Below are 25,190 nucleotides of genomic sequence, written 5' to 3'. Positions count from 1 at the left end.
GCGCATTAGGGCAAGGCGGCGTCTGCGAACAGGTTTGGAAAGAGACGTTCGCGATAGGCCAGCGGGAAGGCAAGACGAACCGGCGTTTTCGGCGACGGCGATGTCAGAAAGCCCTGGCTGACCAGCTGGTTCAGGGTCTTGCGTGCGGTCACGCCTGACGTCTTCAGCACCGTGGCGGCCTCGCCCCGCTCCAGCACGCCATAGCGCAGAACGGCAGAGACGAGATCCGGAGCCCGCTTGTCCTCGCTGACATCGGCGACAAGGCGCCTGTAGCGCGCGTCCAGACCGACGAGATCGAAGAGCCGGCCGGAGAACTCGATCTGGTCGAGTGCGACCTTGAGGAACCATCGGCAGAATTCATGCAGCGCCGCTTCGGACAGATTGCCCCGCCCATCATGATCGCTCCGGCGGGGGGCGTCGGCCAGATCCATCATGCGCATGTATTCACCGCGGTCTTCGAGCCCGCGCGCCAGACCGCGGGATATCGGCCAGAGACCGCCCGCGCCAAGGCCGGCGCGCAACGCCATGGCGTGCGACATGAGCCGGCTCACCCGACCGTTTCCATCCTGAAACGGGTGAATGTAGTTGAAGCGGTGATGGGCAGCGGGAATGGCAATGATGCGGCCGCTGGCCGATGTCTCGACCGAGCGGTAGCGCATGTCGAAATGTTCGAGAAAGCGGACCACATGCTTTCCGGACGGCGGACGGTGCCGGCCGACCGCGATCTCGCCATCGCCCTCGGCCCGGAAAGCGCCGGGACGGATTTCCTCTTTCCGGCCATCCGGATGTTTCACGAACCTGAATTCAGGGGGCATGTTGTTGTAGAATTCGCGATGCACCCAGGACAGGAATTCCGGTGATGTCGGCCTGTCGAGTGTGCCCTCCCGGAACCGCTGGTCGATCAGACGCTGGACGACGACATGGGCCCGCGCCTCGAGCGCCAGCGGCCGCGCCGCCTCATCGATCTCGGCCCCCATCAGGGCCAGCTCGATATCCCGGGGGCGTGTATTGTGCCCTTCGATCAGATTGGAATAGTAGCAGTTCATCACCCGGACGAGGTCTGCCAGTTCTGCAGCACTGTCCGGATGCAGCCCGACCCCCAGCCCCTGCGCCGCGGCGCGCAACTCGACAGCCAGATCCGCCAGGTCGGCAGGGACCCTGTCATCAAAGAGGCACGGCTCGATACGATTGGGTGTCTCGATCAATTTGTCGATCTTTCGATATTGAAACAGCCTTGTAACACAATGAGAAAGACGAGTCGTGCAGGAAAAATTGTCGATCTTGGCTTTCGATCTTGTGGCAGCATTTCGCGGCCATCCGGCCACGAAAAACGGCGCCCCGAGAGGCGCCGTCTTGCAAAGCCGTCAGATGACAGGCGACGCGATCAGCGCGGCGCCATCACCATGACCATCAGGCGGCCTTCGAGCTTCGGCTCGAACTCGACCTTGGCCACTTCGGCGAAGTCCTGCTTCACGCGGTTCATGATATCCATGCCGCGATCCTGGTGGGCCATCTCGCGGCCGCGGAAGCGCAGCGTGACCTTCACCTTGTCGCCAGCCTCGAAGAAGCGGTGCATCGCCTTGGTTTTCACCTGGTAGTCGTGCACATCGATGTTCGGACGCATCTTGATCTCTTTGATCTCGACGATCTTCTGCTTCTTCTTCGCCTCGGCCTTCTTTTTCTGTTCCTGGTATTTCAGCTTGCCGTAGTCGACGATCTTGCACACGGGCGGATCGGCATTGGGAGACACCTCGACAAGGTCGAGTCCCGCTTCTTCGGCGGCTTCCAGAGCAGCTTCAACAGGCATGATACCCTGTTTTTCGCCGTGTTCGTCGATCAAGAGAACCCGCGGAACGCGGATATCCCTGTTGGTGCGCGGCCCTTCCTTTTTGGGCGGTTGCGCGGCGTGCGGTCTACGGGCTATGGCCTCTTCTCCCTTGTGGCCCACGTACTGAAACTTAGTAATCTCCCGGCGGCAGGACCGGATCAAGCCCAAAGTGGGCATAACAGGCGCCTGTCCGGACGGGAGCGGCGCACTATGGTCAAATGATCACATTTGGCAAGCACGGCGCACTGTCGGGAACCCCGGCTGGCCGGAAAACTTCCCCGGAACGGCGCAACGCAAGACGCGCATATGGGGCGCGCCGCCCCGGATTCAACCGGTCAGGCGGCTTCCGGCTCGCGATCGAACCCGCCGGCAAAGCGCATCGCGGCAACCGCCTCCTCCGGCGTCACCTGGGCCAGCGTCGGCGCGTGCATCAGGATGACGGGACTCGGACCGCGCGGCGCGATCAGGGCCGGATCGCCCACATCGCCGTAAAGCGCCAGCGCCGGAGGCCCTGAAGCCACCAGCAGATGTATGAGGGGCGTGTCCTCGCTGAACACGAAGCGCGCATGACGGGCGAGGCCCGCCAGCTGGGCCAGCTTGGCCTTGCCGGTCAGATCGCGCGCGCCCGGCGTGACGTGAGCCACATACCGTCCCACTTCGCGGGTATCCGGTCCGCCGATCAGGGCCGGCGTCACCCCCGACTGCAGCAGTTCGTGCGCCAGGGCTGCCCAGCGTTCCTGCGGCCAGCGAAGCGCCGGTTTCACACCGTCGCCCGACGGCGCCAACAGCGCGAAACGGCCATTCAGGCCGAAATATTCCGGGTCGAGCATGCGGGACTGCTTGGCGAGATAATCGACCCAGCTGGTATCCGGCGGCGGCGCGGCGCCAAGCGGGAAGTGCTCCGGTGCCAGCCCCAGCGCCGCATTGAGACGGCCGGCAACCGCATCCACCGGATGCTCGCCCGTGCGCGGGTCTGCCGCGATCTCGGTCCAGCGGCATTTGGAGAAACGGAACAGGCGCTTCAGCTTGCGGCTGTCGGCATCGCCCACAAGATCGTAGACGCGGACCGGCTTGTTCAGCTTGATCCGCTTGTCGCGCAGGCCGGCCATCGGCCGCGCATCCGGCAGCGCGTCCGTCTCGATCAGGTTGAAATAGGGGCAGTGCTTGAGAAAGCTCTCGAAGTCCGGCTTCGTCAGCAGGATGATGCGGTCGCGCTTGTGCACGTCGCGCAGCAGCCGGGCCGCGGCCAGCATCCGGACGGTCGAGGCCAGATCGCCCCAGTGCAGGATATAGGTGATGTCGCGCTGCGGTTCGCTCATGGCTGTGAGTTTAGGACCTCGTGATAGACGCGCAAAGTCGAAGCTTGCAGGCTGACGGTAGAAAATTCCGCAATCACGTGCGCGCGGGCCCGTTGTCCCACGGCATCGCGGTCTTCCGGCGCCAGCGCAAGCGCGCCGGCGATCGCCGCCGCAAGCGCCCCGGGGTCTCCCGGCGGAACACGCCAGCCGGTTTCACCGTGCAGCACCACTTCGCGGGCGCCGCCATGATCGGCCGCGATCACCGGTTTCAGCATCGCCCCGGCCTCGGCCGCGGTCCGGCCGAACGCCTCGGGTTCATTGGACGGGGTCAGCACCAGATCGCACAGCATCATCGCGGCCGGCATGTCGCTGCAGTGCCCGACGATGAAAACCCGCCCGGCGACATTCTCGGATGCCGCCAGCGCCTGCAATTCCTCGACATAGGTCTGGCGCCCCTGAGCGTCGCCGGCCAGCACCAGGCGCGGCGTTTCCACGTCCGGATCGTCCTGCAGGCGCCCCAGCGCCCGGATTGCCTCGCGCTGGCCCTTCCAGCCTGTCAGACGCGCCGGCAGGAGAAGGAGCGGGCTTTGATCCTGCGGATCCAGCGCCCAGGCCTGCCGCAGGGCGGCGAGCCGGTCTTCCCCGACCGCTTCCGGATCGAAGCGCACCAGGTCGACGCCGCGCGGGATCACACGGACACGTGACGTCGCGAACGGGTGTTCGGTCGCGATATGATCGCGGATGAATTCCGAATTGGCGATCACGCGCTCACCCCGCGCCATCACGGAATTGTACCGCCGCTTCAGCGACGAGCGGGCGTTGTAGGTGCCGTGATAGGTGGTGACGAAATGAGCATCGGTCCGGTCGCAGGCCCATTTCGCGCTCCAGGCCGGTGCACGCGAGCGGGCATGAACGATATCGACGGCTTCGCTGCGGACCGTCGCGACGAGCCTGAGCATGTTGCGCCACAGGTCGAGCGGGTTCTTCGAGGCCGCGGGCATGCGGATGAGCTCACCCCCCAGCGCGGCCAGTTCGTCTTCCAGCCGCCCGCCGGCCGACGCGACCAGCGCGCGGCCGCCCTCGGCGATCACCGCTTCGGCGATCTCGAGCGTCGTCCGCTCGGCGCCGCCGGCATCGAGTTCGGGAATAACCTGGAGAACGATCATGGGAGCGGGAAACCGGGCCGGACCTGAATTCCCCCTCTTCTTTCACACCTTGGCACCGAAAACAAACGCCGGGGGCCCGGCCGGGGAAGATTGTGACGCCCCGGCAGCTGTTGCAGCTCTACCGGAAGTTTGTTAGGCCATTCGGGCAAGGCAGGCTTCCGACGGCCAACGGCTGCGGTGTGGCTAGCCTGAGCGGTGGGTGCAGCGTGACCTTTCCGGTCCGGTCTGTGACCGGGAGCCACGCACACAAGAATGACAAACGCGCCTGCGGGTGCGGCCGGGTGATCGCCTTCCCCAGCCCCCGTAACCGCCGAAACCGATCAAGACGATAATTCGCCCGCCGTGTATCTGCACGCGGCCGGTATGCGTGCGGGCGAAAACGCTCAAACAGGGACGCTGGAAAGCTGCGGGCGAGCTGTGCCTGCGGTCCGGCGCAGATGTGAATGACCGACGGCACGCTGGTTCAGGATTTCGGGGCGGATCCCATCGCCACCCGCGAAACCGACCACTACCAGAAGGAATATATCGAGGGCTTTGTCGACAAGTGGGACGAGTTGATCGACTGGGAAGCCCGCGCGGAAAGCGAAGGGCGCTTCTTCATCGACATCCTGAAGGCCCGCGACAAGAAGAAGGTTCTCGATGCCGCAGCCGGTACGGGCTTCCACTCGATCCAGCTGCTCAAGGCCGGTTTCGATGTGACGACCGTCGATGGCAGCGCGGAAATGCTGGGCAAGGCGTTTGAAAACGGCCGCCGGCGCAATCTCGTTCTCAACACCGTCCACGCCGACTGGCGCTGGCTGAACAAGGATGTCCACGGCAAGTTCGACGCCATCATCTGCCTGGGCAATTCCTTTACCCACCTGTTCGACGAGCACGATCGCCGCCGCGCCCTCGCGGAGTTCTATGCGGCCCTGAAATGGGACGGCATCCTGATCATCGACCAGCGCAATTACGACTCGATCCTGGACGGCGATTTCTCGACCAAGCACAAATACTATTATTGCGGCGACCAGGTCGTGGCCGAGCCCGAGCATGTCGATGACGGGCTGGCGCGCTTCCGCTACGCCTTCCCGGACGGGGCGGTCTACCACCTCAACATGTTCCCGCTGCGCAAGGCCTATACGCGCAAGCTGCTGACCGATGTCGGGTTCAAGAAGGTGAAGACCTACGGCGATTTCCAGGAGACCTATCAGGAAAACGATCCGGACTTTTTCGTCCATGTTGCGGAGAAACTGGCAGATGAGCAGTAAGTCACAGGCCGTCCTCGAGGCGGAGACCTATTACGACAGTGCGCCGGCCGATGCCTTCTACCGCGCTGTCTGGGGCGGCGAGGACATCCATGTCGGCATGTATGCGACACCGGACGAGGACATCGCCCGGGCCAGCCGCCGCACCGTGACCACCATGGCCGACCGTCTGAAAACGATCGGGCCGGACAGCAGGGTGATCGATCTGGGTGCCGGTTTCGGCGGCTCGGCGCGCTATCTCGCCGACCGTTTCGGCTGTCACGTCACCTGCCTGAACCTGTCGGAGACCCAGAACGCCTTCAACCGGGAGCTGACGGCCAGGGCCGGCATGAACGACAAGATCGATGTGGTCTACGGCTCCTTCGAGGAACTCGACGATCCGGACGACAGCTATGACATCATCTGGTCGCAGGACTCCTTCCTGCATTCGGGCGAGCGGCTGAAGGTGATGGACGAGATTGCCCGCATCATCCGTCCGGGCGGCGAGCTGATCTTCACCGACCCGATGCAGGCCGACGATTGTCCCGACGGTGTGCTGGACCACATCCTGCGCCGTATCCACCTGCAGACTTTCGGCTCGGTCGCCTTCTACCGGCACGCGCTGGAAAAACGCGGTTTTAAGGCGCTCGATCTCGACGAGACGCCGATGAATCTGCGCACGCACTACAACCGGGTGCGCGAGGTTCTGCTGGATCGCCGCGAGGAGCTCACGCGCCTGTCCGGCGCGGACTATGTCGATGGCATGATCGACGGGCTGAAACACTGGGTCGACGGTGCCGACAAGGGCTATCTCAACTGGGGCATCCTGCACTTCGCCAAGGCCTGACAGCCTTGTAACGCGCAAGCCGATGGACGCCGCCGCGCGCACGCCCTAGCGTGGCGGGGTCTGTCGTCGCAGGATATTCCCATGTTGTCGCGTCTGGTCCTGAGCCCCGTCCTTCTCGCCCTGTGTGCCATGCCGGCATCGGCCCAGAACGATGTGCGCCACGCGGAACGCATGCGCTACCAGTCCTGTATCGCGATGAGCGGCGACGATCCGGCCGAGGCGCTGGAGGAGGCCCAGATCTGGCGCATCGAGGGCGGCGGCTGGCCGGCCGAGGTGTGCGAGGCGCACGCCTATATCGCGCTTGGCGATTTCGACGTGGCGGCCGGGATCCTCGAGGAGCTGGCATCGGAACGGCGCGCCGGCATGGTCGATGCCGAACGGGTCGACTTCCTGACGCTGGCCGGCGAGACCCGCGCACGCAATGGCAATGCAGACGCAGCCTTCGACAATTACGCGGCCGCCCTGGCCCTGGACCCGTTTTCCATCCTCACCCTGTCCGGCCGGGGACGCCTGTATCTGGCCGAGGAAAACTGGGGCGGTCTGGCGCGCGACGCGCAGAGCCTGGTCGATCTGGTGCCGGAAAGCGCCGAGGGCTGGTATCTGCGCGCCGCCTTCCATCTGAATACCGGCAATCTGGATGCCGCCATGTCGGACATCGAGGCGGCCCGCGAACGGGCGCCCGAACGTATCGAGATCCTGGTTCTGCGCGGACAGATCAACGAGGCACGCCGGCTCGCCGCGAGCGGCGGCTAGGTCCTAGCCGGCAGCACGAACCGGCGCGTCCTCGCGGCAGGAGGCGGCCTCGACCACGCGATTGCGGCCGCCGGCCTTGGCGGCATAGAGCGCCTCGTCTGCTGCATGCAGCAGGCCTTCGGCCGTCTCCATCATCTTGTCGCCTTCCAGCACCGCGACACCGAGACTGGCCGTGACCGGAATCCGGTCGCCATTGTCCACACGCACATCCACAGCGGCTATCGCTTCGCGGATACGTTCCGCCGCGGCCACGGCAGACGCCGCCGTAGCGCCGGGCAGGACGACAGCAAACTCCTCGCCGCCCAGCCGGCCCAGCATGTCGCAATCGCGCAGGCAGGCTTGTACCTGACGCACGGTCTGGACCAGCACCTTGTCGCCGACGGCGTGTCCGTAAGTGTCGTTTGTGCGCTTGAAATGATCGAGATCGACCATGACGGCGGCCAGCGGCGCATCCTGGCGCCGGGCGCGATCCACCAGCGTGTCCAGATATTGCATGAAGGCGCGGCGATTGGCGGCGCCGGTCAGCGCATCGGTCTCGGCCATGTGGCGGAACTGCTTCTGCATCCGCACCAGGCGCGTCGCCGCCCGCAGGCGGGCGCGCAGCTCGGTCATGTTGACGGGTTTGCGGATAAAGTCGTCCGCGCCGGCATCCAGCGATTCCTCGAGCCGCTTTTCCTGACCGGATGCCGTTACGACGATGGTATAGACCGTCTCGGTTTCCGGATTGGACTTGAGCAGCCAGCAGGCTTCCAGCCCGCTGGTCGTGCCGACCTCGATCCCCGTCAGGAAGATATCGATCGGCATCAGGTTCAGCAGCGTCAGTGCATCCTCGGCATTGCTCGCCGTATGCACTTCATAGCCGGCATCCCGCACGGCTTCGCTCAGTATGCGCAATTGCACCTGGCTGTTCTCGCACACCAGAACGGATGTCCGGTCCGAGAAAACCTGTCCTGCCAGATGCGAGACCCCACTTGGCCTGTCGACCTGCATTGTGTCAGACGCTCCCCGTGCGTCAGCCCCTCCAAGGGGCGGAGCCTTAGCCCCAAAAAACTAACAAGCCCTCAACCCGAGGTAAGTTTCTTATTCACGCGCGCCCATTCTTCACGGACATGGGGATCGGTCTCCGTGTGTCCCCTGGCTTCGGCCTCCCGCACGGCCCCTTCCGGATCGAGCCGGGCCAGCGCCCAGACGGCCATGCCACGCACTTCTGGGGCGGCGTCCTCAAGACGGTCCAGCACGACAGGAATGAGCACCGCATCACCGGAATTGCCAATCGCTATAAGCACGTTACGCAAAAACCGGTTGCGTCCGATCCGTTTCACCGGCGAGGCGGTGAAGACCTGCCGGAATTCTGCGTCATCCAGCGCCGCCAGCTCGGCCAGCAGCGGCCCTTTCAACTCGGGACGCGGATGGAAGGCGGTCTCCTCGGCGACCGCCGCGAACTTGTTCCACGGGCAGACCGCCAGACAGTCGTCGCAACCATAGATGCGATTGCCCATCGGCTCCCGGAACTCCTCCGGGATCGGCCCCTTGTGCTCGATCGTCAGATAGGAAATGCAGCGCCGTGCATCGAGCCTGTAGGGCACCGGAAAGGCGTTGGTCGGGCAGATATCGAGACAGGCCCGGCACGAGCCGCAATGATCCGTCTCGGCGGCATCGGGCTCCAGATCGGCCGTGGTCAGCATGACGCCCAGAAACAGCCAGGAGCCGTGCTCGCGGCTGACCAGATTGGTGTGCTTGCCCTGCCAGCCCATGCCCGCCTTGCCGGCCAGCGGCTTTTCCATCAGCGGGGCGGTGTCGACGAAGACTTTCACATCCTCGCCGGTGTCCTGCGCAAAGGCCCGCGCCAGATGCTTCAGGCGCTTCTTCATCACATCGTGATAGTCGGCGTTGCGGGCATAGACCGATATCACGCCCTCGGACCGCCGCTCCAGCAGCGGCAGCGGGTCGAAACCGGGCCCGTAATTCATCGCCACCACGACCGCCGACTTCGCATCTGGCCACATGGCGGTGGGATGCTTGCGCCGCTCCAGCGTGTCTTCCATCCACGCCATCGAGCCGTGCAGCCCTTCACCGACAAACTGCGCCAGCCGCTCCCCCGCCTCCCAGGCCTCATCGGCCCGGCAGATGCGGACGTCGGTGAAGCCGAGTCCGGTGGCGAGGGATTTGACGGTGTCAGCGTGCATGCTGGCCTGCCCTAGAAATCCAGATCCGCATAATGCGCCGAGGGCGGGGTGCCCGGGAGTTTGTCGGTCAGGAGGCCGCGGAAGGCCGGGCGGCATTTGACGCGCTGATACCAGTGCTTCACCGGTTCGAACGCGTCCCACGGCACGTCGCCGAGATAGTCGGCGCAGGACAGGTGGGCCGCGGCGGCGATATCCGCGAGCGTATAGCGTGGGCCGGCCAGCCCGTCGCGGCTCTCCAGAAGCCAGGCCATATAGTCGAGATGCCAGCGCAGATGATCGCGGCCGGCCCGGAGTGCGGCGGGGTCCGGAGAGCCCAGCCCCTGGGCCCGCTTTTCCAGCTTCTCGTGCAGGAGGTAGGCGTTGACCTCGCCGTCATACTTGCGGTCGAACCAGTCGACGAGCCGCCGCGCCTCGGCGCGCTCGGCCGGACCGCCGGGCAGCAGGCAGGGCGTCGGCGTCGTTTCTTCCAGATATTCCAGGATGGCCCGGCTTTCCACGATCACCCGCCGCCCGCCGCCGGACTCGTCGATCAGCACCGGTGTCGTGCCTGCCGGATTGAGCGAAACGAGATCGTCCGGACGCTCCCAGGGAACCTCCAGCTGCAGGTCGTGCCGCAGGGATTTCTCCTCCAGCGCCAGCCGGACCTGGCGGGAAAACGGATCGAGGGGCCAGAAGTGCAGGATGCGCATGGTGCAAGGCTAGCCTGTTTCGGCGCGCGATCTAAGGGTCATGTGCTTCGACCGGATCGTCGCCCTTGAAGAATTCCGCACCATGCGGCTCGGCCGCGCCGTGAGGGTCGGCGTGGATGATGATGTCGGCAGCGGGCCAGGCGGCCAGGATGCGCCTCTCGCAATCCACCAGGATGGAATGGGCGTCGCGCAGGCTCATGTCCGGCTTCAGCGCCATGTGGAACTGGATGTGCAGCAGCGGGCCGGCCGCCCGCGTGCGCAATTGATGGATATTGATGATGCGCGGATCCTCTGCCGCGATGTGCATGATGCGGTCGCGCTCTTCCTCGGGCAGCTCCCGGTCCATCAGCTGATTGCCGGCCCCTCGGGCCACGCCCCAGGCCGTCCAGCCCAGCCAGGCCGCCACACCGAGCGCTGCCACCGCATCGAGCCAGAGCCAACCGAGAAGGGTGGCGCCTGCAATACCCGCGATCACGGCCACATTCGAACCGAGGTCGGAGAAGTAGTGTGCCCGGTCGCCTTCCACCGCGATCGAGCCGGTCTTTTCCAGGGCCCGGGTCTGGACGATCAGCAGAACCAGGGTCAGCGCAATCGACAGCCCCATCACGCCCAGCGCCCAGCCGCTCGCCTCGATCGGTTGCGGCTCGATCAGGTGGGCGATCCCCTCGCGCACCAGAAGCGCAGCGGAGACCGCGACCAGGATCGCCTGCAGGATGCCGGCAAAGGCTTCCGCCTTGCCATGACCGAAGCGGTGTTCCGCATCCGCCGGTTCGGCGGCATAGCGCACGGAGAAATAGACCGTCAGGGAGGCCGTCAGGTCGAGCAGGCTGTCGGCGGCAGAGGCCAGCAGCGCCACGGACCCGGACAGGTACCAGACAATCCCCTTGGTGATCGTCAGGACCAGCGCCACGGCAACGGACGCCGCTGTTGCGCGGCCGGTATGGCTCAGCGCTTCCCGGGGCTCCAGACGCCCGGGCCCGCCCGGCGAACCAATGTGATCATGGGGCATTGCTATTGTCCTTCCCGCTGCCGGTGTAGGGCCGGCCGCCAAGCGGCGTCAATTCCGCCGAGACCGCCAGGCAGGTTTCAATCCAGTCCAGCGCCCGGGCTGCATCGACATCGCGCGCCACCTCGATCCGCCGCGCCGCCGGATCCGGTCGCAACAGCCCGGTGAACGCCCCGTCTTCGCCCAGCGCGTAGCGGCCCGGCTCGATGGTGAACAGGCCGGCCCCGGGCGCCAGCGCCGCGGCCACCGCCAGGGCGTCGTGCGGATAGCAACCGTCAATCCCCTCCATGGCCTGGTAGGCATCCATGTAGTGGGCATGGGCCCGGCGCAGGAAGGTCAGCACCGGACGGTTATACCGGTCTGCCAGCCGGGCCAGCCAGGCCCGCTCCATCATGACGCGGCGGCAGGTATCGAGCGGCATGACCAGGAGGTTCGGCGCCCGTTCGAGCACGATGCGGGCGGCCTCGAGGTCGGAACTGGCATTGAATTCGGCCCGGTCCCGCCGGACGTCGGGAACACTCAGGCTTGTCCCCATGCACACGATGCGGCCGATCCCGGCAAAGGCTTCGGCGTCGCGCAGGAGTGCCCGCGCCAGATTGGTCATCGGACCGGTACACACCAGGCGTCCGGCTGCACCGGCCTCACGCGCGAAGGCGGCCAGCGCGTCGGCCGTCTCGTCGGGATGGGCCTCGCGAACGACGCCGGTTTCGAAGGCCAGCGCATGATCAGCCGTCACACCGCCCAGACCGTCCTCGCCATGGATTGCGTGCGCATCCTGCCAGGGATGCCCCGTCAACGGACGGTCGGCGCCGACATGGACCGCAGCGGACTTGCCGGGATAGAAGGCCTGGACCAGGGCGGCATTGCGCGCAGCCCGGCGCGGCGAGACATTGCCGAACACGGTCGATACGCCGGCCAGCCGCCCTTCGGAAACCGCAAGGGCGCAGACCAGGGCCAGCGCGTCGTCCACGCCGCCATCGGTATCGATCCAGATCCGCATCCCGTCTCCCGCTTGCCTGCGCAGTCGCCCACTGGCCAAGCACTGTGAACTGGCGGAATATGCCGCCGGCCCGTCCAGGGGAAGACCCGCATGCCACTCATTCAGCTGATTGTTCTCGCGCTCGTCCAGGGCCTCACCGAATTCCTGCCGATCTCGTCCTCGGCCCATCTCATCCTGGCGCCCGGTGCGCTGGGCGTGGAGGACCAGGGTCCGCTGATCGATGTGATGGCGCACGCGGGCTCGCTGGTTGCGGTCCTGGTGTATTTCTGGCGCGACATATTCGATGTGGCGCGCGGCAAGCTGGCTCTGCTGACCGGACGGATCACGCCGGGCGGGCGGATTGCTCTGCTGGTGGCCGCCTCCATGCCGCCGGTCTTCATCTTTGCCGGCGCGCTCTACGCCTTCGACCTGGTCGATGCATTGCGCTCGCCGGCCGTGATTGCAGGGGCCACGCTGGTCTTCGCCGTGCCGCTCTGGCTCGCCGACCGCTATGGCAAGCAGACCGGCACGCTGGAGACACTCGGCTTCAAGGACGCCGCCCTGATCGGCATCGCCCAGCTGTTCGCCCTCATCCCCGGCGCGTCCCGCTCCGGCGTTACCATGACGGCAGGCCGGGCGCTGGGCCTGAAACGCTCGGAAAGCGCTCGCTTCTCCATGCTGATGGCCATCCCCGTGATCGCCGCCTTCGCCCTGGTCTCGGTGATCGACCTGGCCGGCGCCGACGATGCCGGCGCGTCGCTGGAAGCGGGTCTGATCGTGGCTGTGCTGTCCTTCTTCGCGGCCTGGGCGTCGATTGCCGTGATGATGAAGCTCGTCGACCGTATCGGCTTCCTGCCCTTCGTGCTCTACCGGCTGGCCCTCGGCCTGGCCCTGATCGGCTTGATTATCCTCTAGCTTCCCGGGCACTGTGCCTCTGACACGCTTCAGCGGGGGGACGGCATGCGGGCCATCGGTGTTTTTCTGGTCGTGAGTTTCGGTGTCAGCTGGGCGATCGGGGCCTGGTTGCACAGTGAAGGCGGCCTTGCGGGCGCCGGCGCCTTCTCCACGCTCTACATGACGGGCTTCATGTTCGGACCGGCCATCGGTGCGATCGTGGCCACCGCCCTGTTCGACCGCAACCGCTTCCTGACCGCTCTGGGCTTCAGGCCCGGCCGCGCCGGTCCGGTTGTCGTCTGGACGGTCTGGGGCTGGCTTGTTCCCGTTGCGCTGGCAGCGCTGGCCTCGATCGTGACCCTGGTGCTGACCCGGTCCGAACCCGCCGATGCCGCAGCAGCCCTGGCTGCCGTGGTCGAAGCCTCGGGCCAGGAGGTGCCGATGTCGCCGGAAATGCTGCTCACCCTGCAGCTGGCCATCGGCGTGCCGGTCGGCATCCTGATCAATACCGTTCTGCTGACCATCAGCGAGGAGCTGGGCTGGCGCGGCTGGCTGCAACCGCGGCTGTCCGGTCTGGGTTTCTGGGTGCAATCGCTGGTGATCGGCGTGATCTGGGGCGTCTGGCACGCACCGCTCATACTGATGGGATACAATTATCCGGGCCTGGGCTGGACGGGCGTCGCCGTGATGACGCTCTTCACCGTCCTGCTGACGCCCTATCTCGCGCTCGCGCGCGAGCGGGGCGGCGGTGTCTATGCCGCCGGCGCCTTTCACGGCTCCATCAATGCGGTCGCCGGCGTTGGGCTTATCTTCCTGCCCGACCAGAACTGGCCCTGGAACGGCCTTCTGGGCCTGGGCGGCTTTGCGGTACTCGCGGCCGGTCTTGTGCCGATTGCGCTCTACCGGCAGGCCCGCACCAGACCCGGACAAGCCACTATCGACGTGTAATTGCAGATTGAACAGTTTAAGGTTACCCTCCTTCTGAAGGAGACAACCGATGCGCGACCGTGTTTTTCCGCGGACAGCCAGGGCGCGGATGGCCCTGGCGCTACTGACCGGTCTGGCCCTCGCCGCCTGCGGAACCCCGCGCCAGGTGCGGGACTTGTCGACAACCCAGCTTGCCACCCTGACGGCGATGGAAACGGCCGTGGGCGCGCAAGGACAGGCACTGGTCCGGCACGCCGACCAGCTGAGACAGCAACGCAAGGCCCGCTTCGAAGCGGAACTCGCCTGCGCCGATGCGCGGTTCTACGTCGCCGCTGGCGTGCTGTCGCCGGCCAGCGACGATCATTGCGACAATCCATCGGACGGCCCGGGCGGCGCCACGCTCGACGACGAGACCGCCCGTTGGTCCATTGAACAGCACAATCTCGGACGCGCCGGTATCCTCGCCAATATCGCCGCACTGGACACGCTTCACGCCCGCATCGTGGCCAAGTCTGCCGAGCTGGACGCCCTGATGGACGAGGTCGTTGCGGCACAGGCGCTGCTCAACACCCACATCCAGACCCCCACGGCGCTTGAACGGATCACCGGCCGGATTGTCGATGCCGACACCATCGCCGCACTCACCGAGCGCCTGGCCCGCATCCGCGCAGAAGCCGGCAGTACGGCAGACGATATCCAGGCCCTGCTCGACAGCATGGTCGCGCCCAACCCCGCCCGCGAGGTAACCCCGGATGACTGAAGAGGAAATGCGCGCACAGATCGCGGCGCTTGAAGACAGCCTCGACGCCCTGCCGCCGCTGGCACAGGCCGGCGTCCGCACCCGCATGACGGACCTGCAGCAGAAGATAGACCTGATCGGCTATGCGCAGCTGGCCGACGCCTACCTGACGCTGGACCTTCCTGACCGGACGGCGTTCAAGGAGGCTGTCGAAAAGGCCGGCAAGGCCCAGGCGCAATACACCGAGCGCCTGACCTGGCTCGACAAGGCGCTCGAACTGCTCGACAAGATCCTCTAGCGGGGCCCGGCTAGCTGGGCTGGCGCTCGTGGAACTGGCCGTAGCGGCGATAGCGCACGAGGTAGGACGGCACGATCGCGTCCACCGTTTCCGGCTCGATACCCAGGTCGGCGAGCGTCTTTGCTCCGTCAGCAACGACATTGTCGCGCTTGAGCTGGGTGAGCTGGTCGCGGGTGATGACCGGCTGCACGAAGGGCAGGATCGCTGCCATCTCGGACAGCATGGCGATCACCTGGCCGGCCGCCCAGGGCAGCGGCAGCAGCAGGCGCGGCCGGTCGATCTCGTCGAGGATGAAGCGCATCAGCTGTTCGAACGTGTAAACGCCCGGTCCGCCAAGCTCGAAGGTCTCTCCGCGCGCCGTGTCGCTCTGCAGTGCCTTGACCACCGCGGCTGCGACATCGCCGGCAAAGACCGGCTGGAAACGGGTCTTGCCGCCGCCGAACAGCGGCAGGGCCGGCACGAATCGCGCCATGGCGCCGAAACGGTTGAAGAAGCCGTCATCCGTTCCGAACACGATGGACGGCCGCAGCACGGTCGCGCCCGGCAGCGCCTTGCGCACAGCGGCTTCGCCTTCGGCCTTGGTGCGGGCATAGCGCGATGCGCTTTCGGCGTCGGCGCCGATGGCGGAGATATGCACCAGCCGCTCGATCCCCGCCGCAGCGGCGGCTTCGGCGACCGTCTTCGCGCCCTGGGCATGAAGGCGGGTGAAGGTCTGGCGGCCGTTCTCGTTCAGCACACCGACGAGGTTCACCACACCGCTGGCGCCTTCCAGCGCGCGCTCGACCGAGGCGGGAACGCGCAGATTGGCCTGGACCAGCTGTACCTGGCCCACCACGCCCATCACACGCAGGTCCTGGGCGATGTGGGGCCGCCGCGATGCGACGCGGACCCGATAGCCTTCACGGGCGAGCGCCCGGACCACATGACGGCCGACAAAGCCGGACCCGCCGAACACGGTGATGATTTCGTCTCGCAGCATGGCTGTCCCCCGCAAAAATGGGCTTGGTGCGGATAGACCAAAAAACCGCCCGCCTGTCCATGCGGCATTGCGCTTGAACGGCACCCGGCCCTGGTCGCCGCCGCTTTGCGCGGCCTCCTCGCGCTCGGGGAAGCTCAGGGACGAAGACCGCACCCCGCGCACCCGAACGGCTGTTTCCTGCAGGAATACTCCCCGGTTTCCGGACCGCACTGAGACGTCGCTTTGCCTCTCCTTGCCCGCACGGCGGCAGCACTCACGGCGCGATTTCGCGAGCATCGGCACAGGCTGCAAAAAGCGCCGCCAAATTGCGCATCACCCGTTGACTTGGCGGCATGGCGGCTTTAGGAACCGCGCCTCGACACCTGCCCAGGTGGCGGAATTGGTAGACGCGCTGGCTTCAGGTGCCAGTTCCCGTTAGGGAGTGGAAGTTCGAGTCTTCTCCTGGGCACCATCCTCTCCGGACCATTGATGAAGCCGCGGCGCATGCCGCGCCATAATTGATCCGGATCACTCTCCCCGAATGATGAAACCATTGCTGTGTCGTTCCTGCGTTCGCTGCTCGGCCAGTGCGGCCTCGAATGCCGCCAGAACCGGTCCGGCCCGGCCATTGTGGTTGGACAGCACCACCAGAACGACATCCAGCTGCGGATAGAGGGCCAGCTCGGCGTTGATGCCCGGCGCGCCGCCATTATGTCCCCAGCGCTCAATCCCCGGCGCCAGTTCGACACCGCCGCAGGCATGGCCGAAAATCCGCCCCGGGATCGGCACCAGGCTCTCGCACATCCGATCCAGCCGGTCCCGCTTTGTGAGCGTGCCGTCCAGCGCCGCACGCCCCACTGCGGCCAGTTCCGGCGCACTGATATAGAGGCCGCCCGCGGCCGAGCTGATCATGCTGCCCAGCGGGGTTTCCACGAGCCGGGGATAGGTTTGGGGCAAGGCCGCCTCGCCCCCGCCACGCGGCCGCATCGGCGCGCGCATGTCGAAATCCGCATCGACATAGGGCAGGGCCAGGCCCAGCGCATCCGCATCGCCTTGCCTGGCGAAGACGGCATTGTCAGCACCGGCCGGCGCCAGCACCAGATCGCGCAGCGCAGCCTCATAGGACTGCCCGTGCAGGGCCGCGATGATCTCACCCAGCACGATGGCGTTCGAATTGTTGTAGGCCAGCCCGTCCCGGCGCCGGGAAACCGGCACGTCCTGGGCTTCGCGGACCAGTTCGAACACATCCGCATTGCTGCGAAGTCCCGGCATGCGCTGCTCCGCCCCGTCAGCCGCGCCGAAACTGACGATCGTCGTGCGATGGCCCATCAGATCGCCCGCCGTTACATCCGCATCGAACAGGTCGGCATCGCCGGGCAGGAGCGATCCTGCAGGCAGATCCAGAAAATCGTCCGGCGGGCCCGCGACAGTCTCACTGGCGCTTGCAAAGGCGAGCCCGGTCAGGAACTTGCCGACCGATGCGATATTGAAACGGGTCTCCAGCGTGTTGCGGCGGCCCGCCGACTGATCGGCCAGACCCCGCACCTCAGCCAGTCGCGTCTCGCCGCGCTCGAGCACCACGACGGCGCCGGAAAAGCCGGGCCGGTCGATCTCCTGCCTGACGGCTTCCAGCGCCGCATCCAGATCCACAACAGGCGCCGGCCAGACCGGAGCTGTCAAACAAAGCGCCGCACACAGACCGGCCAGACAATTGCGCATGATCCATCTCTCCTGAAACTCGTTCCGGACAGATTGATCCCCGGACCGTCAAACGCGCGCGACTGCGGATTTGAGCCTCGCTTGAGCCAACGCGCGCTAAACTCCGCCCATCAGCGGAGGCCGAATGCGCATACTTCTGGTCGAAGACGACAGCGATATCGCCGCGAATATCAGCGACTTCCTCACTGCGACGGGGCATGTCGTCGACATCGCCCATGACGGCGCAGACGGGCTGCGGCTGGCGCGCGAGCATGCGCATGACCTCTTCCTGCTCGACGTCAATCTGCCGGTCCTGAGCGGTTTCGAACTGTGCCGGGTGCTGCGCGAGACCCTGCACATCGAGGCGCCGATCCTGTTCACGACTGCGCGCAGCGCGCTTCCGGACAAGCTGTCGGGCTTTGAAGCGGGTGGCTGGGACTACCTCGTCAAACCCTTCTCCCTTGCCGAACTGGACGCCCGCATACGGGCGACACAGCTGCGAACTTCTGCAGCCAGTACCTGCCGGCTGGGGCGTTCGAGCTTCCGCCCGGCAACGCGGTGCCTGACCGTCGAGAACACGGATATCCAGCTGCCGCGCATCCAGGCCGCCCTGCTCTCTGCCCTGCTGCGCGCTTATCCCCACCCGGCGGACCGGGGCGGGCTGATCGCGGAGATCTGGGGCGAGGAAGAGCCGGACAGCGCCCCCCTTCGCAGCCATGTCTCGAGCCTGCGCAATGTGCTGGCGCGCCACGGCGCCGGTATCGAAGTCCAGCTTGTGCGAGGACTGGGCTACCGTCTGGTCGAGACACGCCAATGATCAGATGGCCGGGACAGACGGGCGGCTTCACCCGCCATGCCGCAATCATTTTCGGGGCATGGGCTGCCTGTCTCGGCGCCATATTCATTGCCAGCTTTCTTGCGCTGATCGCCTCGGTCGAGAATGATCTCTACGCCCGCGTCCTGCGCGGCGAGAGCGAGGCCTTCCGGGCGTCGGACGAGCATGGCGGGGAGGTCTGGCAGCCCTATCTGCCCGGGGTTGATGGCGGTCCGTCGATGGATGCCCTGCGCGACCGGCTGCCGGACGGGTTCGACCCCAGCAATCCCGACCCCCAGATCCTCACAGGGCGGAACGGACGGGAAATCCGCGCCATCGCGCTTGACCCCGAACGCGGCGAGCACTCACGCGTGATCATGATGGATACCAGCGTCCTGCTCGACCGGCCGGAACGCAGCGTGCGCTATCTGGGCTATCTTGGCCTGGCAGCCCTGCTTGTCATTCTGTCGACTGCCTCGGTGAGTTATATCGCCGGCCGTCAGATCGCGCAGCCCGTGCGGCGCTTGTCCCGGCTTATCAGTGCGCCCCGGCAAACACTGCAGAACGGCGAACTCGTCCGGCAGTCCGGCCCCAGCGAGCTGCGGGAGATGGCGGCCGCGCTGGACGGAAGCCTGTCGGAAACGCGGGCCGCGCTGCAGCGGGAACGCGTTTTCAATCTCGGCCTGTCGCATGAGTTGAGGTCTGCCCTGCAGACGGCAGAGCAGGCCTTGGAGCTGCTGCAGATGGACGCGCCCGGCATGGACCATCCCGCGATCCACAAACGGCTTGGCCGCGCGCTGGGCCAGATGCGCGGTGCAGCTGAAGCTGTGTTGTGGCTGTCGCGCGAAGAGTCCGTAGAGCCGCGCGACCTGTCCGGGGATGTCCGAGCGGTTGTTGCCAGCTTCGAAGCCGACGCCCGCGCACGTCATTGCTCGCTGGAGCCGGACATCCAGCCGTCCGTCCGCGCCGCCCTTCCGCGTGAAGTCGTTCAGGTCCTGGCCGGCAATCTGCTGCGCAACGCGATCCAGCACTCCGGCAGCAAGCGGGTCGAGGTGATATTGACGGACGGCGCGCTATCGGTGCGCGACTTCGGGACCGGGCTGACAAGGCAGCAGCTCGACGCCGCACGTGCGGGATATCCATTGCCCGATGCCTCCGGAGCCGGGCTGGGCCTCAGCCTCTGCTACCGGCTGGCCAGGCGTTTCGAGGCCGGTCTGACCCTGACCTGCCCGGAAGACGGCGGAACCCTGGCTCGCATCGAATGGCACGCAAGCGACTGAACGGTCGACACACAAAGCAAAACGCCCGGCCGATTTCCCGGCCGGGCGTTTCATTGACCTGCAAGTGCTTCGTACAGGTTGGGGGACTTGCGCCGGTCGCTTACGAACCGGTGACAGCGCTCGCACCGGCCGAACGGCGGGTGATCTGGAAGCTGCCGCTATCGCCCGGCTGGAGATAGGCGCGGCAGAAGCCGGCCTCGGTCACCGTGAACGGGCAGTTGAACGCCGTGTGCTCGACATCCATCGTCAGGCGCAGCTCGCCGCGCTCGGGCACGGAGTAGGAGCACAGACCGCCGGTCACGTCGCCGATGGCGAAGCGGCCATTGTCGTGCAGGCCGCGGCCGCCCTCACGGGTTTCGATGGCATCGCCATCACCCTGGGTGAGGCGGCAGGACACTTCCCAACCGCGCTGACCCAGCATTTCGAGAACGAAGGCTTCACCCTGGACCGGGGCGCGCTGAGCGGTGACCTGACCGGCCAGGGCGAGGGCGCCAGCGAGGGAAGCAGCGATCATCATGCTTGTCTTTTTCATGACTTCTCCTCCTGTGAGAATCTGAAACAGCGTTTGTATGACGCTTATGTTACAATACCCACAACGCTTGTAAAGTCCGTACACGGATCATACGTGATTTCACGCAAATCCCTGCATGCGCTGATTTTTAAAGGTAATATGACAGTTGTTTCGTGATTTTACGATGAATTAAGATTTGGCTTCCGGCCAGTTTGTCACGGGTTCGTCACAAAACTGCGCGGCGTGTGCCCGACCGGAACGGGCCTCCGGCGTGCAGGCCTGTCTTGCCGCACCGGGCCCGGGCCGCTAGCGTCCCCGCACCTCGGGGGCCGGGCCGCGACATGCTCTTCAATTCGTTCGAATTCCTGTTTCTTTTCCTGCCCGGCGTGCTGGCAGCCTACTATCTGGCGCGGCGCTATCTGAGCCATCTGGCAGCGCTGTTCATCTTGAACCTCGCCTCGCTGGTCTTCTATGCTTGGTGGGATGTGCGGAATCTGCCGCTGCTGCTGTTTTCGGTGGCGATGAACCACATCGTGGCGCGCGCCATGGCGCGATGGGGAAACCAGCCCTTCCTCGCGATCGGCATCATCTTCAATCTGGCCCTGCTGGGCTTCTTCAAATACGCCGACTTCCTGATCGGCAATGTCAACGCGCTGACCCCGCTGGAACTGCCCCTGCTCAATGTCGGTCTGCCGCTGGCGATCTCCTTCTTCTCCTTCCAGCAGATCTCCTTTCTGGTGGATATCGCCCGCAAGAAGACGGCCCCCGGCCACATCTTCTCGCACACGCTCTTCGTCAGCTTCTTCCCGCACATCGTCGCCGGCCCGCTGGTGCAGCACCACCAGATCGCGGCGCAGTTCGCCGACGACAAGCGCAAGGACGACCTGTCGGCCAATCTGGGCATCGGCCTGACCATCTTCTCCATCGGCCTGGCCAAAAAAGTGCTGATCGCGGAAAATATCGAGCCCTTCGCCTCATCGCTGTTCGCGATGGCCGAGCGCGGCGGCGAGCCGGGCCTGATCGCCGCCTGGATTGGTGCGGTGGCCTATGCGCTGCAGATCTTCTTCGACTTTTCCGGCTATTCCGACATGGCCCTGGGCCTGGCCCGCTGCCTGGGCTACCGCCTGCCGGTGAATTTCAACGGGCCCTACAAGTCGGCCTCGGTGGTGGAGTTCTGGCGCCGCTGGCACATCACGCTGAGCCACTTCCTGCGCGACCACCTCTACATACCGCTCGGCGGCAACCGCAAAGGCGAGGTGCGCCGCTATGCGAACCTGTTCGCCACGATGCTGCTCGGCGGGCTCTGGCACGGCGCTGCCTGGACATTCGTCATATGGGGCGGACTGCACGGGCTGGGCCTGACGGTGAACCATTTCTGGGCGAAGTGGGGGCCGAAGAAGTGGTTTGCCGGCCGGCGCAAGGTGATCGCGATCGGGCTGACCTTTGCCTTCACAACGATTGCCTGGGTCTTCTTCCGGGCCGAAAGCTGGTCCGGTGCCGGCCGCATCCTGGCCGGCATGTTCGGCTTCTCCGGTCTGGGGCTGGAAGGCGTCACCGTGGAGGCGATCGCGTGGATCGTGCTGGGCCTGGGCATTGTCTGGTCACTGCCGGACACGCCGGAAGTCTTCTCCGACGTGATCGACGAGCAGACGATGAAGGATGCAGAGATCCGGCCGAAGCCCGGTCCGCGCTGGAAATTCTCGCGCGGCACCGCGATCGCCGCAGCGGCCTTGCTCTTCCTGTCGGTGCTGAACGCCTGGAAGACGTCCGAATTCATCTATTACACATTCTGAGGGGACAGGGATGACGCGCTACGCCTCGACATTGCTGATCGCCCTTCTCGCCGGCCTGGCCCTGTTCGGCGGGTTCAACGCGCTTGTCGATCCGTTCGGCATCACAGGCGCGCCGGATATTCCCGGCCTGACGGCGCGCGATACGCGCCTGCTGGAAGACGGTGGACGGGTGCATGTTGCCGACCGGCTGGCACGCGGTGGCGACCGGGCCATCCTGCTGGGTTCGTCGCGCACGGTGGACGGCTTTCCGCACGAGCCGGAACACTGGCCCGGCGGTATCTACAATGCCGGCATGCGCGGCACGAATATCTTCGAACTGTCGCAAGCCGCCGCCCTCGCGGCGCGGAATGAAGAACTGCGCTGCGTGGTGATCGGGCTCGATCTCGACGAGTTCGGCGTCCACTCCAAGGCCAAGGCGACCTACTGGCTGTCTGCGTTGACCGACGGGCGCCGCTGGCTGTCGCTCGCCCGCGTGTCGCTCTCGCCCAACACGTTTGGCGCCTCGCTGCAGCTGATCGCCGACAATCTGACAGGCGGCGCGCCGCGGGTGCCCTGGGCCGAAACCTATCCGGCCGGTGCCCAGCGCGAACGTTATGAAAGCGGCGCGCGCGGCATCTATTCCTGGTATCAGGGCTACACCTTCGACCCGGAACGCCTGATGATGTTCCAGGATGTGCTCGATGCGCTCACCGCCTCGGGCATCCAGGTGACCGGCTTCATTCACCCGCTGCATGCCTGGCGCGAGGAAGCGCTGGTCCGCTCCGGCGCGCTGGACGAATATCTCGCCTTCCGGCAATTGCTGGCAGAAACGTTCGAGGCCTACTCCGACCGCGAACCGGTCGAAGCCTGTGTTCCGGGCGGCGGCGCCGTATTGTGGGACTTTTCGGGCTTCCAGCCCTTCGCGCGCCAGCCGGCACCGGGACCGGAACAGACCGGCGCACACCCGGCCTTCTATGAGCCCTCGCACTATCTGCCGCATGTCGGCCAGGCGATGCTGGAGCGCATGCGCCTGGAACGGATGGAAGCCCCGTCAGGCACAGTGCCCTTCGGTGTGCGGCTGACGCCCGGGACCGCCGCCTCGACGGCCGACGCCCTGCGCGAACGGCGGCAGGCCTGGCTGGAGCGTCCGGACGGGCTGGCGGCAACTGCGCTGTTCGACGATCTGGAGCAGACCCGGCCGGAGCCCGAGGTGCCGACACCGCAATTCCTCAACCGGGACGACCGGCGCAGCCTGGACGACAAGCTCGAGCGCATTGCGCCGGCGGCGTCGCGGCGCTAGGACCGGTCTTCAAGAGCAAGGAAATCCGATCATGACCGTGCACTACCACAAGGGCGATCTTCCCGCCGGCCTCGACCTCGGCCCGGCCGTTGCCGTCGATACCGAGACGATGGGGCTGTCGCTGACGCGGGACATGCTGTGTGTGGTGCAATTGTCGGCCGGTGATGGCGATGCCCATGTCGTGCAGATGGACCGCAAGAGCTATGACTGTCCGAACCTGAAGGCGCTGCTGTCGGATCCGGGCACCGAGAAGATCCTGCACTTCGCCCGTTTCGATGTGGCGATGGTCGAGCGCTACCTTGGTGTGACACTGGCACCCGTTTTCTGCACCAAGATTGCCTCGAAACTGTGCCGTACCTACACCGACCGGCACGGTTTGAAGGACGTCACGCGCGAACTCATCGGCGTCGACATGAACAAGCAGCAGCAGAGCTCGGACTGGGGCGCCGACGAGCTCAGCCCGGCGCAGCTGGAATATGCTGCCTCGGACGTGCTGCACCTGCATGCCCTGCGCGACCGGCTGACGATGATGCTGGAACGCGAGGACCGCATGGCGCTCGCCAGGGCCTGTTTCGACTTCCTGCCGACGCGCGCAAGGCTCGATCTGGCCGGCTGGCCGGAAACCGACATTTTCGCGCACACCTGAACCGGATTGCCTTGAAAAGGCCTGCGAAGACTGGTCTTTCTACTGCCGCGCCCGGCACTGCGCCGGACGCCGCCAACCATTGACGGCTCATGAGCGTGACTGCCAACCCCGGCCTCGAGGCCTTTCAGCCCCCGCATCACGGCAGCTGGGAACCGCGCCGCGCGCTGGCACTCGGCGTTGCCCGGCGTCGTACGGCATTCGTGCGGCGGCTGCGCCTGGGCTTCATGATTGCCGCAGCTGCGATCGCGCTTCTGCTGGTCGTGCAGCTGATCATGGGCAGCCAGGGCAGCGTCACCGGCGAGACCGAGATGGTCAGCTCGGACAGCCGCATGGTCAATCCGCGCTTTGTGGGTCGCGACGACGCCCTGGTCCCCTATGTCCTGACCGCCGACGCCGCGATCCGGCAGCGGGGCGGGGCGCCGGACATCACCGATCTGGAACGTCCGCGCCTGGACTATGACTTCCTGGAGACCGACGCCTCCAGCGTGCTGGCGCAGACCGGCCGCTATGATGCCAATAATCGCGTGCTGGACCTCTATTCCGACGTCAATCTGGACACCGATGACGGCTACAGCTTTGCCTCCGAGCATGCGCGGATTTTCCTGCGCGAGGCGCGGGTTGTCGGCGAGCGTCCGGTCGAGGGCTCCGGGCCGATGGGCACGATCCGGGCCGACAGCTATGAAATCCGCGAAGGCGGGGATCTTTTGATTTTTGACGGAAACGTCCGCATGACTCTCGTTCAGGAGCGCACCGACCTGTCGCGCACCGCGCAAGAAGAAGGAAGCGAATGATGCGACTGACAGCACTCCGGGCCTGCGCCGCCGCACTGGTCGCCCTCGCCCTGGCCCCGACAGTCCTGACATCGGCCAGCCTGGCGCAGATCGGCGATTCCCGCCTGCCGCTGGACATCGAGGCCGACCATTCCGAGCTGTTCAACCCGGAAAACCGGGCCGTGTGGACGGGCAATGTCAATGTCGTGCAGGGGACCAGCAGCCTGCGCGCCGACCGGATCGAGGTCTTCTTCGACGGCCAGAGCACCGGCTCGGGCCCGACCGGAAACCTCGGCAATATCGAGCGTATCGTGGCGACCGGGAATGTCTTCTACACCACGCCGGAACAGCGGGCGCGCGGCGATCGCGGCGTCTATCTTCTGGCCGAGGAAACCATCACCCTGACCGGCGATGTCGTCATTACCCAGGGCGAGGACGTGTTTACCGCCACGCGTTTCGTGACCGATCTGGTGACCGGCAACTCCTCTTTCGGCGAGGCGGGCGATGGCGAGCGTGTGCGCATGGTCATCCATCCGCGCGGCAATGACGAGACCGCTGCGCCGGACGAAGGCGATGGCGGCGGCACCGAAGAGACGGACGGGTAG

General features: G+C 65.8%; 26 protein-coding genes and 1 tRNA gene. 15 read left to right on the top strand and 12 right to left on the bottom strand.

Features of this window, described 5'->3' with window-relative positions; translation table 11 throughout:
* Positions 1-5: 5 nt before the first annotated feature.
* The 4 genes from PKE71_RS13625 to PKE71_RS13610 form a co-directional block, all read right to left on the bottom strand.
* Complete coding sequence (locus PKE71_RS13625) at positions 6-1,205, bottom strand: Fic family protein (RefSeq protein WP_271187538.1); 1,200 nt, start codon at positions 1,203-1,205, stop codon at positions 6-8.
* A gap of 179 nt (positions 1,206-1,384) precedes the next feature.
* Entirely contained in the window at positions 1,385-2,005 is a 621-nt protein-coding gene (infC, locus tag PKE71_RS13620) for a translation initiation factor IF-3 (RefSeq protein ID WP_271187537.1), read from the bottom strand.
* 158 nt (positions 2,006-2,163) lie between these two features.
* Positions 2,164-3,147, bottom strand: coding sequence for a glycosyltransferase family 9 protein (locus tag PKE71_RS13615; protein WP_271187536.1), 984 nt, complete (start codon positions 3,145-3,147; stop codon positions 2,164-2,166).
* Complete coding sequence (locus PKE71_RS13610) at positions 3,144-4,292, bottom strand: glycosyltransferase family 4 protein (RefSeq protein WP_271187535.1); 1,149 nt, start codon at positions 4,290-4,292, stop codon at positions 3,144-3,146. The genes PKE71_RS13615 and PKE71_RS13610 overlap by 4 nt, the downstream gene beginning before the upstream one ends.
* A gap of 443 nt (positions 4,293-4,735) precedes the next feature.
* On the opposite strand from PKE71_RS13610, the gene PKE71_RS13605 reads away from it, so the two are divergent.
* The 3 genes from PKE71_RS13605 to PKE71_RS13595 all read left to right on the top strand — a co-directional run bounded on the left by PKE71_RS13605 (position 4,736) and on the right by PKE71_RS13595 (position 7,118).
* Positions 4,736-5,542 (top strand): glycine/sarcosine N-methyltransferase, encoded by an 807-nt coding sequence (locus PKE71_RS13605; RefSeq protein WP_271187534.1) that lies wholly within the window; start codon positions 4,736-4,738, stop codon positions 5,540-5,542.
* On the top strand, positions 5,532-6,365 hold the full coding sequence (locus PKE71_RS13600; protein ID WP_271187533.1) for an SAM-dependent methyltransferase: 834 nt from the start codon (positions 5,532-5,534) through the stop codon (positions 6,363-6,365). The genes PKE71_RS13605 and PKE71_RS13600 overlap by 11 nt, the downstream gene beginning before the upstream one ends.
* Positions 6,366-6,446: 81 nt before the next feature.
* Positions 6,447-7,118, top strand: a complete 672-nt coding sequence (locus PKE71_RS13595) for a tetratricopeptide repeat protein (protein ID WP_271187532.1) — start codon at positions 6,447-6,449, stop codon at positions 7,116-7,118.
* Positions 7,119-7,121: 3 nt separating this feature from the next.
* Here the strand turns inward: PKE71_RS13595 and PKE71_RS13590 are convergent, their stop codons facing one another.
* The 5 genes from PKE71_RS13590 to PKE71_RS13570 form a co-directional block, all read right to left on the bottom strand.
* Positions 7,122-8,108 carry a GGDEF domain-containing response regulator gene (locus PKE71_RS13590; RefSeq protein WP_271187531.1) on the bottom strand — a complete coding sequence of 329 codons (987 nt, stop codon included), beginning with the start codon at positions 8,106-8,108 and terminating at the stop codon, positions 7,122-7,124.
* A 71-nt stretch (positions 8,109-8,179) separates the two neighbouring features.
* On the bottom strand, positions 8,180-9,304 hold the full coding sequence (queG, locus tag PKE71_RS13585) for a tRNA epoxyqueuosine(34) reductase QueG (RefSeq protein ID WP_271187530.1): 1,125 nt from the start codon (positions 9,302-9,304) through the stop codon (positions 8,180-8,182).
* Positions 9,305-9,315: 11 nt separating this feature from the next.
* A complete protein-coding gene (fzlA, locus tag PKE71_RS13580; protein WP_271187529.1) occupies positions 9,316-9,993 on the bottom strand; it encodes an FtsZ-binding protein FzlA in 678 nt (225 codons plus the stop codon).
* A gap of 31 nt (positions 9,994-10,024) precedes the next feature.
* Positions 10,025-11,002, bottom strand: a complete 978-nt coding sequence (locus tag PKE71_RS13575; RefSeq protein ID WP_271187528.1) for a cation diffusion facilitator family transporter — start codon at positions 11,000-11,002, stop codon at positions 10,025-10,027.
* Complete coding sequence (locus PKE71_RS13570) at positions 10,992-11,999, bottom strand: nucleoside hydrolase (RefSeq protein ID WP_271187527.1); 1,008 nt, start codon at positions 11,997-11,999, stop codon at positions 10,992-10,994. The genes PKE71_RS13575 and PKE71_RS13570 overlap by 11 nt, the downstream gene beginning before the upstream one ends.
* Positions 12,000-12,089: 90 nt before the next feature.
* Between PKE71_RS13570 and PKE71_RS13565 the strand changes: the two genes are divergently transcribed.
* The 4 genes from PKE71_RS13565 to PKE71_RS13550 are packed head-to-tail and all read left to right on the top strand — an operon-like array spanning position 12,090 to position 14,836.
* Positions 12,090-12,893, top strand: a complete 804-nt coding sequence (locus PKE71_RS13565) for an undecaprenyl-diphosphate phosphatase (RefSeq protein ID WP_271187526.1) — start codon at positions 12,090-12,092, stop codon at positions 12,891-12,893.
* Between the two features lie 45 nt (positions 12,894-12,938).
* Positions 12,939-13,820: a CPBP family intramembrane glutamic endopeptidase gene (locus PKE71_RS13560; protein WP_271187525.1), complete on the top strand. Its 882-nt coding sequence runs from the start codon at positions 12,939-12,941 to the stop codon at positions 13,818-13,820.
* 49 nt (positions 13,821-13,869) lie between these two features.
* The gene (locus PKE71_RS13555; protein WP_271187524.1) at positions 13,870-14,559 is read left to right on the top strand and encodes a hypothetical protein; all 690 of its coding nucleotides are present in this window, start codon (positions 13,870-13,872) and stop codon (positions 14,557-14,559) included.
* Complete coding sequence (locus PKE71_RS13550) at positions 14,552-14,836, top strand: hypothetical protein (RefSeq protein ID WP_271187523.1); 285 nt, start codon at positions 14,552-14,554, stop codon at positions 14,834-14,836. The genes PKE71_RS13555 and PKE71_RS13550 overlap by 8 nt, the downstream gene beginning before the upstream one ends.
* Before the next feature lie 10 nt (positions 14,837-14,846).
* Here the strand turns inward: PKE71_RS13550 and PKE71_RS13545 are convergent, their stop codons facing one another.
* Complete coding sequence (locus tag PKE71_RS13545; RefSeq protein ID WP_271187522.1) at positions 14,847-15,815, bottom strand: complex I NDUFA9 subunit family protein; 969 nt, start codon at positions 15,813-15,815, stop codon at positions 14,847-14,849.
* A 364-nt stretch (positions 15,816-16,179) separates the two neighbouring features.
* Between PKE71_RS13545 and PKE71_RS13540 the strand changes: the two genes are divergently transcribed.
* Positions 16,180-16,266: transfer RNA gene (locus PKE71_RS13540), tRNA-Leu, on the top strand.
* 56 nt (positions 16,267-16,322) lie between these two features.
* Here PKE71_RS13540 and PKE71_RS13535 read toward each other — a convergent pair.
* Complete coding sequence (locus PKE71_RS13535; protein ID WP_271187521.1) at positions 16,323-17,513, bottom strand: serine hydrolase domain-containing protein; 1,191 nt, start codon at positions 17,511-17,513, stop codon at positions 16,323-16,325.
* A 124-nt stretch (positions 17,514-17,637) separates the two neighbouring features.
* On the opposite strand from PKE71_RS13535, the gene PKE71_RS13530 reads away from it, so the two are divergent.
* Together PKE71_RS13530 and PKE71_RS13525 are read left to right on the top strand one after the other, a co-directional pair.
* Complete coding sequence (locus PKE71_RS13530) at positions 17,638-18,309, top strand: response regulator transcription factor (RefSeq protein WP_271187520.1); 672 nt, start codon at positions 17,638-17,640, stop codon at positions 18,307-18,309.
* Positions 18,306-19,586, top strand: a complete 1,281-nt coding sequence (locus PKE71_RS13525; protein WP_271187519.1) for a sensor histidine kinase — start codon at positions 18,306-18,308, stop codon at positions 19,584-19,586. The genes PKE71_RS13530 and PKE71_RS13525 overlap by 4 nt, the downstream gene beginning before the upstream one ends.
* A 100-nt stretch (positions 19,587-19,686) precedes the next feature.
* Here the strand turns inward: PKE71_RS13525 and PKE71_RS13520 are convergent, their stop codons facing one another.
* Positions 19,687-20,118, bottom strand: coding sequence for a hypothetical protein (locus PKE71_RS13520; RefSeq protein ID WP_271187518.1), 432 nt, complete (start codon positions 20,116-20,118; stop codon positions 19,687-19,689).
* Between the two features lie 320 nt (positions 20,119-20,438).
* Between PKE71_RS13520 and PKE71_RS13515 the strand changes: the two genes are divergently transcribed.
* The 5 genes from PKE71_RS13515 (at position 20,439) to PKE71_RS13495 (ending at position 25,190) form a co-directional block, all read left to right on the top strand.
* Positions 20,439-21,890: an MBOAT family O-acyltransferase gene (locus tag PKE71_RS13515; RefSeq protein WP_271187517.1), complete on the top strand. Its 1,452-nt coding sequence runs from the start codon at positions 20,439-20,441 to the stop codon at positions 21,888-21,890.
* A 10-nt stretch (positions 21,891-21,900) separates the two neighbouring features.
* Positions 21,901-23,169 (top strand): hypothetical protein, encoded by a 1,269-nt coding sequence (locus PKE71_RS13510; protein WP_271187516.1) that lies wholly within the window; start codon positions 21,901-21,903, stop codon positions 23,167-23,169.
* Between the two features lie 31 nt (positions 23,170-23,200).
* On the top strand, positions 23,201-23,815 hold the full coding sequence (locus tag PKE71_RS13505) for a ribonuclease D (protein WP_271187515.1): 615 nt from the start codon (positions 23,201-23,203) through the stop codon (positions 23,813-23,815).
* An 89-nt stretch (positions 23,816-23,904) separates the two neighbouring features.
* Entirely contained in the window at positions 23,905-24,606 is a 702-nt protein-coding gene (gene lptC / locus PKE71_RS13500; protein WP_271187514.1) for an LPS export ABC transporter periplasmic protein LptC, read from the top strand.
* Positions 24,603-25,190, top strand: coding sequence for an LptA/OstA family protein (locus PKE71_RS13495; RefSeq protein ID WP_271187513.1), 588 nt, complete (start codon positions 24,603-24,605; stop codon positions 25,188-25,190). The genes lptC and PKE71_RS13495 overlap by 4 nt, the downstream gene beginning before the upstream one ends.

This window comes from Maricaulis virginensis (assembly GCF_027922185.1).
Classification (GTDB): domain Bacteria; phylum Pseudomonadota; class Alphaproteobacteria; order Caulobacterales; family Maricaulaceae; genus Maricaulis; species Maricaulis virginensis.
This window is presented reverse-complemented; position numbering and strand designations above follow the sequence as displayed.

Excerpts from the sequence above, each read along its gene's own strand:
- infC (WP_271187537.1), bottom strand. The coding sequence starts at position 2,005 with ATGCCCACTTTGGGCTTGATCCGGTCCTGCCGCCGGGAGATTACTAAG.
- PKE71_RS13615 (WP_271187536.1), bottom strand. The coding sequence starts at position 3,147 with ATGAGCGAACCGCAGCGCGACATCACCTATATCCTGCACTGGGGCGAT.
- PKE71_RS13610 (WP_271187535.1), bottom strand. The coding sequence starts at position 4,292 with ATGATCGTTCTCCAGGTTATTCCCGAACTCGATGCCGGCGGCGCCGAG.
- PKE71_RS13605 (WP_271187534.1), top strand. The coding sequence starts at position 4,736 with ATGACCGACGGCACGCTGGTTCAGGATTTCGGGGCGGATCCCATCGCC.
- PKE71_RS13600 (WP_271187533.1), top strand. The coding sequence starts at position 5,532 with ATGAGCAGTAAGTCACAGGCCGTCCTCGAGGCGGAGACCTATTACGAC.
- PKE71_RS13595 (WP_271187532.1), top strand. The coding sequence starts at position 6,447 with ATGTTGTCGCGTCTGGTCCTGAGCCCCGTCCTTCTCGCCCTGTGTGCC.
- PKE71_RS13590 (WP_271187531.1), bottom strand. The coding sequence starts at position 8,108 with ATGCAGGTCGACAGGCCAAGTGGGGTCTCGCATCTGGCAGGACAGGTT.
- queG (WP_271187530.1), bottom strand. The coding sequence starts at position 9,304 with ATGCACGCTGACACCGTCAAATCCCTCGCCACCGGACTCGGCTTCACC.
- fzlA (WP_271187529.1), bottom strand. The coding sequence starts at position 9,993 with ATGCGCATCCTGCACTTCTGGCCCCTCGATCCGTTTTCCCGCCAGGTC.
- PKE71_RS13575 (WP_271187528.1), bottom strand. The coding sequence starts at position 11,002 with ATGCCCCATGATCACATTGGTTCGCCGGGCGGGCCCGGGCGTCTGGAG.
- PKE71_RS13570 (WP_271187527.1), bottom strand. The coding sequence starts at position 11,999 with ATGCGGATCTGGATCGATACCGATGGCGGCGTGGACGACGCGCTGGCC.
- PKE71_RS13565 (WP_271187526.1), top strand. The coding sequence starts at position 12,090 with ATGCCACTCATTCAGCTGATTGTTCTCGCGCTCGTCCAGGGCCTCACC.
- PKE71_RS13560 (WP_271187525.1), top strand. The coding sequence starts at position 12,939 with ATGCGGGCCATCGGTGTTTTTCTGGTCGTGAGTTTCGGTGTCAGCTGG.
- PKE71_RS13555 (WP_271187524.1), top strand. The coding sequence starts at position 13,870 with ATGCGCGACCGTGTTTTTCCGCGGACAGCCAGGGCGCGGATGGCCCTG.
- PKE71_RS13550 (WP_271187523.1), top strand. The coding sequence starts at position 14,552 with ATGACTGAAGAGGAAATGCGCGCACAGATCGCGGCGCTTGAAGACAGC.
- PKE71_RS13545 (WP_271187522.1), bottom strand. The coding sequence starts at position 15,815 with ATGCTGCGAGACGAAATCATCACCGTGTTCGGCGGGTCCGGCTTTGTC.
- PKE71_RS13535 (WP_271187521.1), bottom strand. The coding sequence starts at position 17,513 with ATGCGCAATTGTCTGGCCGGTCTGTGTGCGGCGCTTTGTTTGACAGCT.
- PKE71_RS13530 (WP_271187520.1), top strand. The coding sequence starts at position 17,638 with ATGCGCATACTTCTGGTCGAAGACGACAGCGATATCGCCGCGAATATC.
- PKE71_RS13525 (WP_271187519.1), top strand. The coding sequence starts at position 18,306 with ATGATCAGATGGCCGGGACAGACGGGCGGCTTCACCCGCCATGCCGCA.
- PKE71_RS13520 (WP_271187518.1), bottom strand. The coding sequence starts at position 20,118 with ATGAAAAAGACAAGCATGATGATCGCTGCTTCCCTCGCTGGCGCCCTC.
- PKE71_RS13515 (WP_271187517.1), top strand. The coding sequence starts at position 20,439 with ATGCTCTTCAATTCGTTCGAATTCCTGTTTCTTTTCCTGCCCGGCGTG.
- PKE71_RS13510 (WP_271187516.1), top strand. The coding sequence starts at position 21,901 with ATGACGCGCTACGCCTCGACATTGCTGATCGCCCTTCTCGCCGGCCTG.
- PKE71_RS13505 (WP_271187515.1), top strand. The coding sequence starts at position 23,201 with ATGACCGTGCACTACCACAAGGGCGATCTTCCCGCCGGCCTCGACCTC.
- lptC (WP_271187514.1), top strand. The coding sequence starts at position 23,905 with ATGAGCGTGACTGCCAACCCCGGCCTCGAGGCCTTTCAGCCCCCGCAT.
- PKE71_RS13495 (WP_271187513.1), top strand. The coding sequence starts at position 24,603 with ATGATGCGACTGACAGCACTCCGGGCCTGCGCCGCCGCACTGGTCGCC.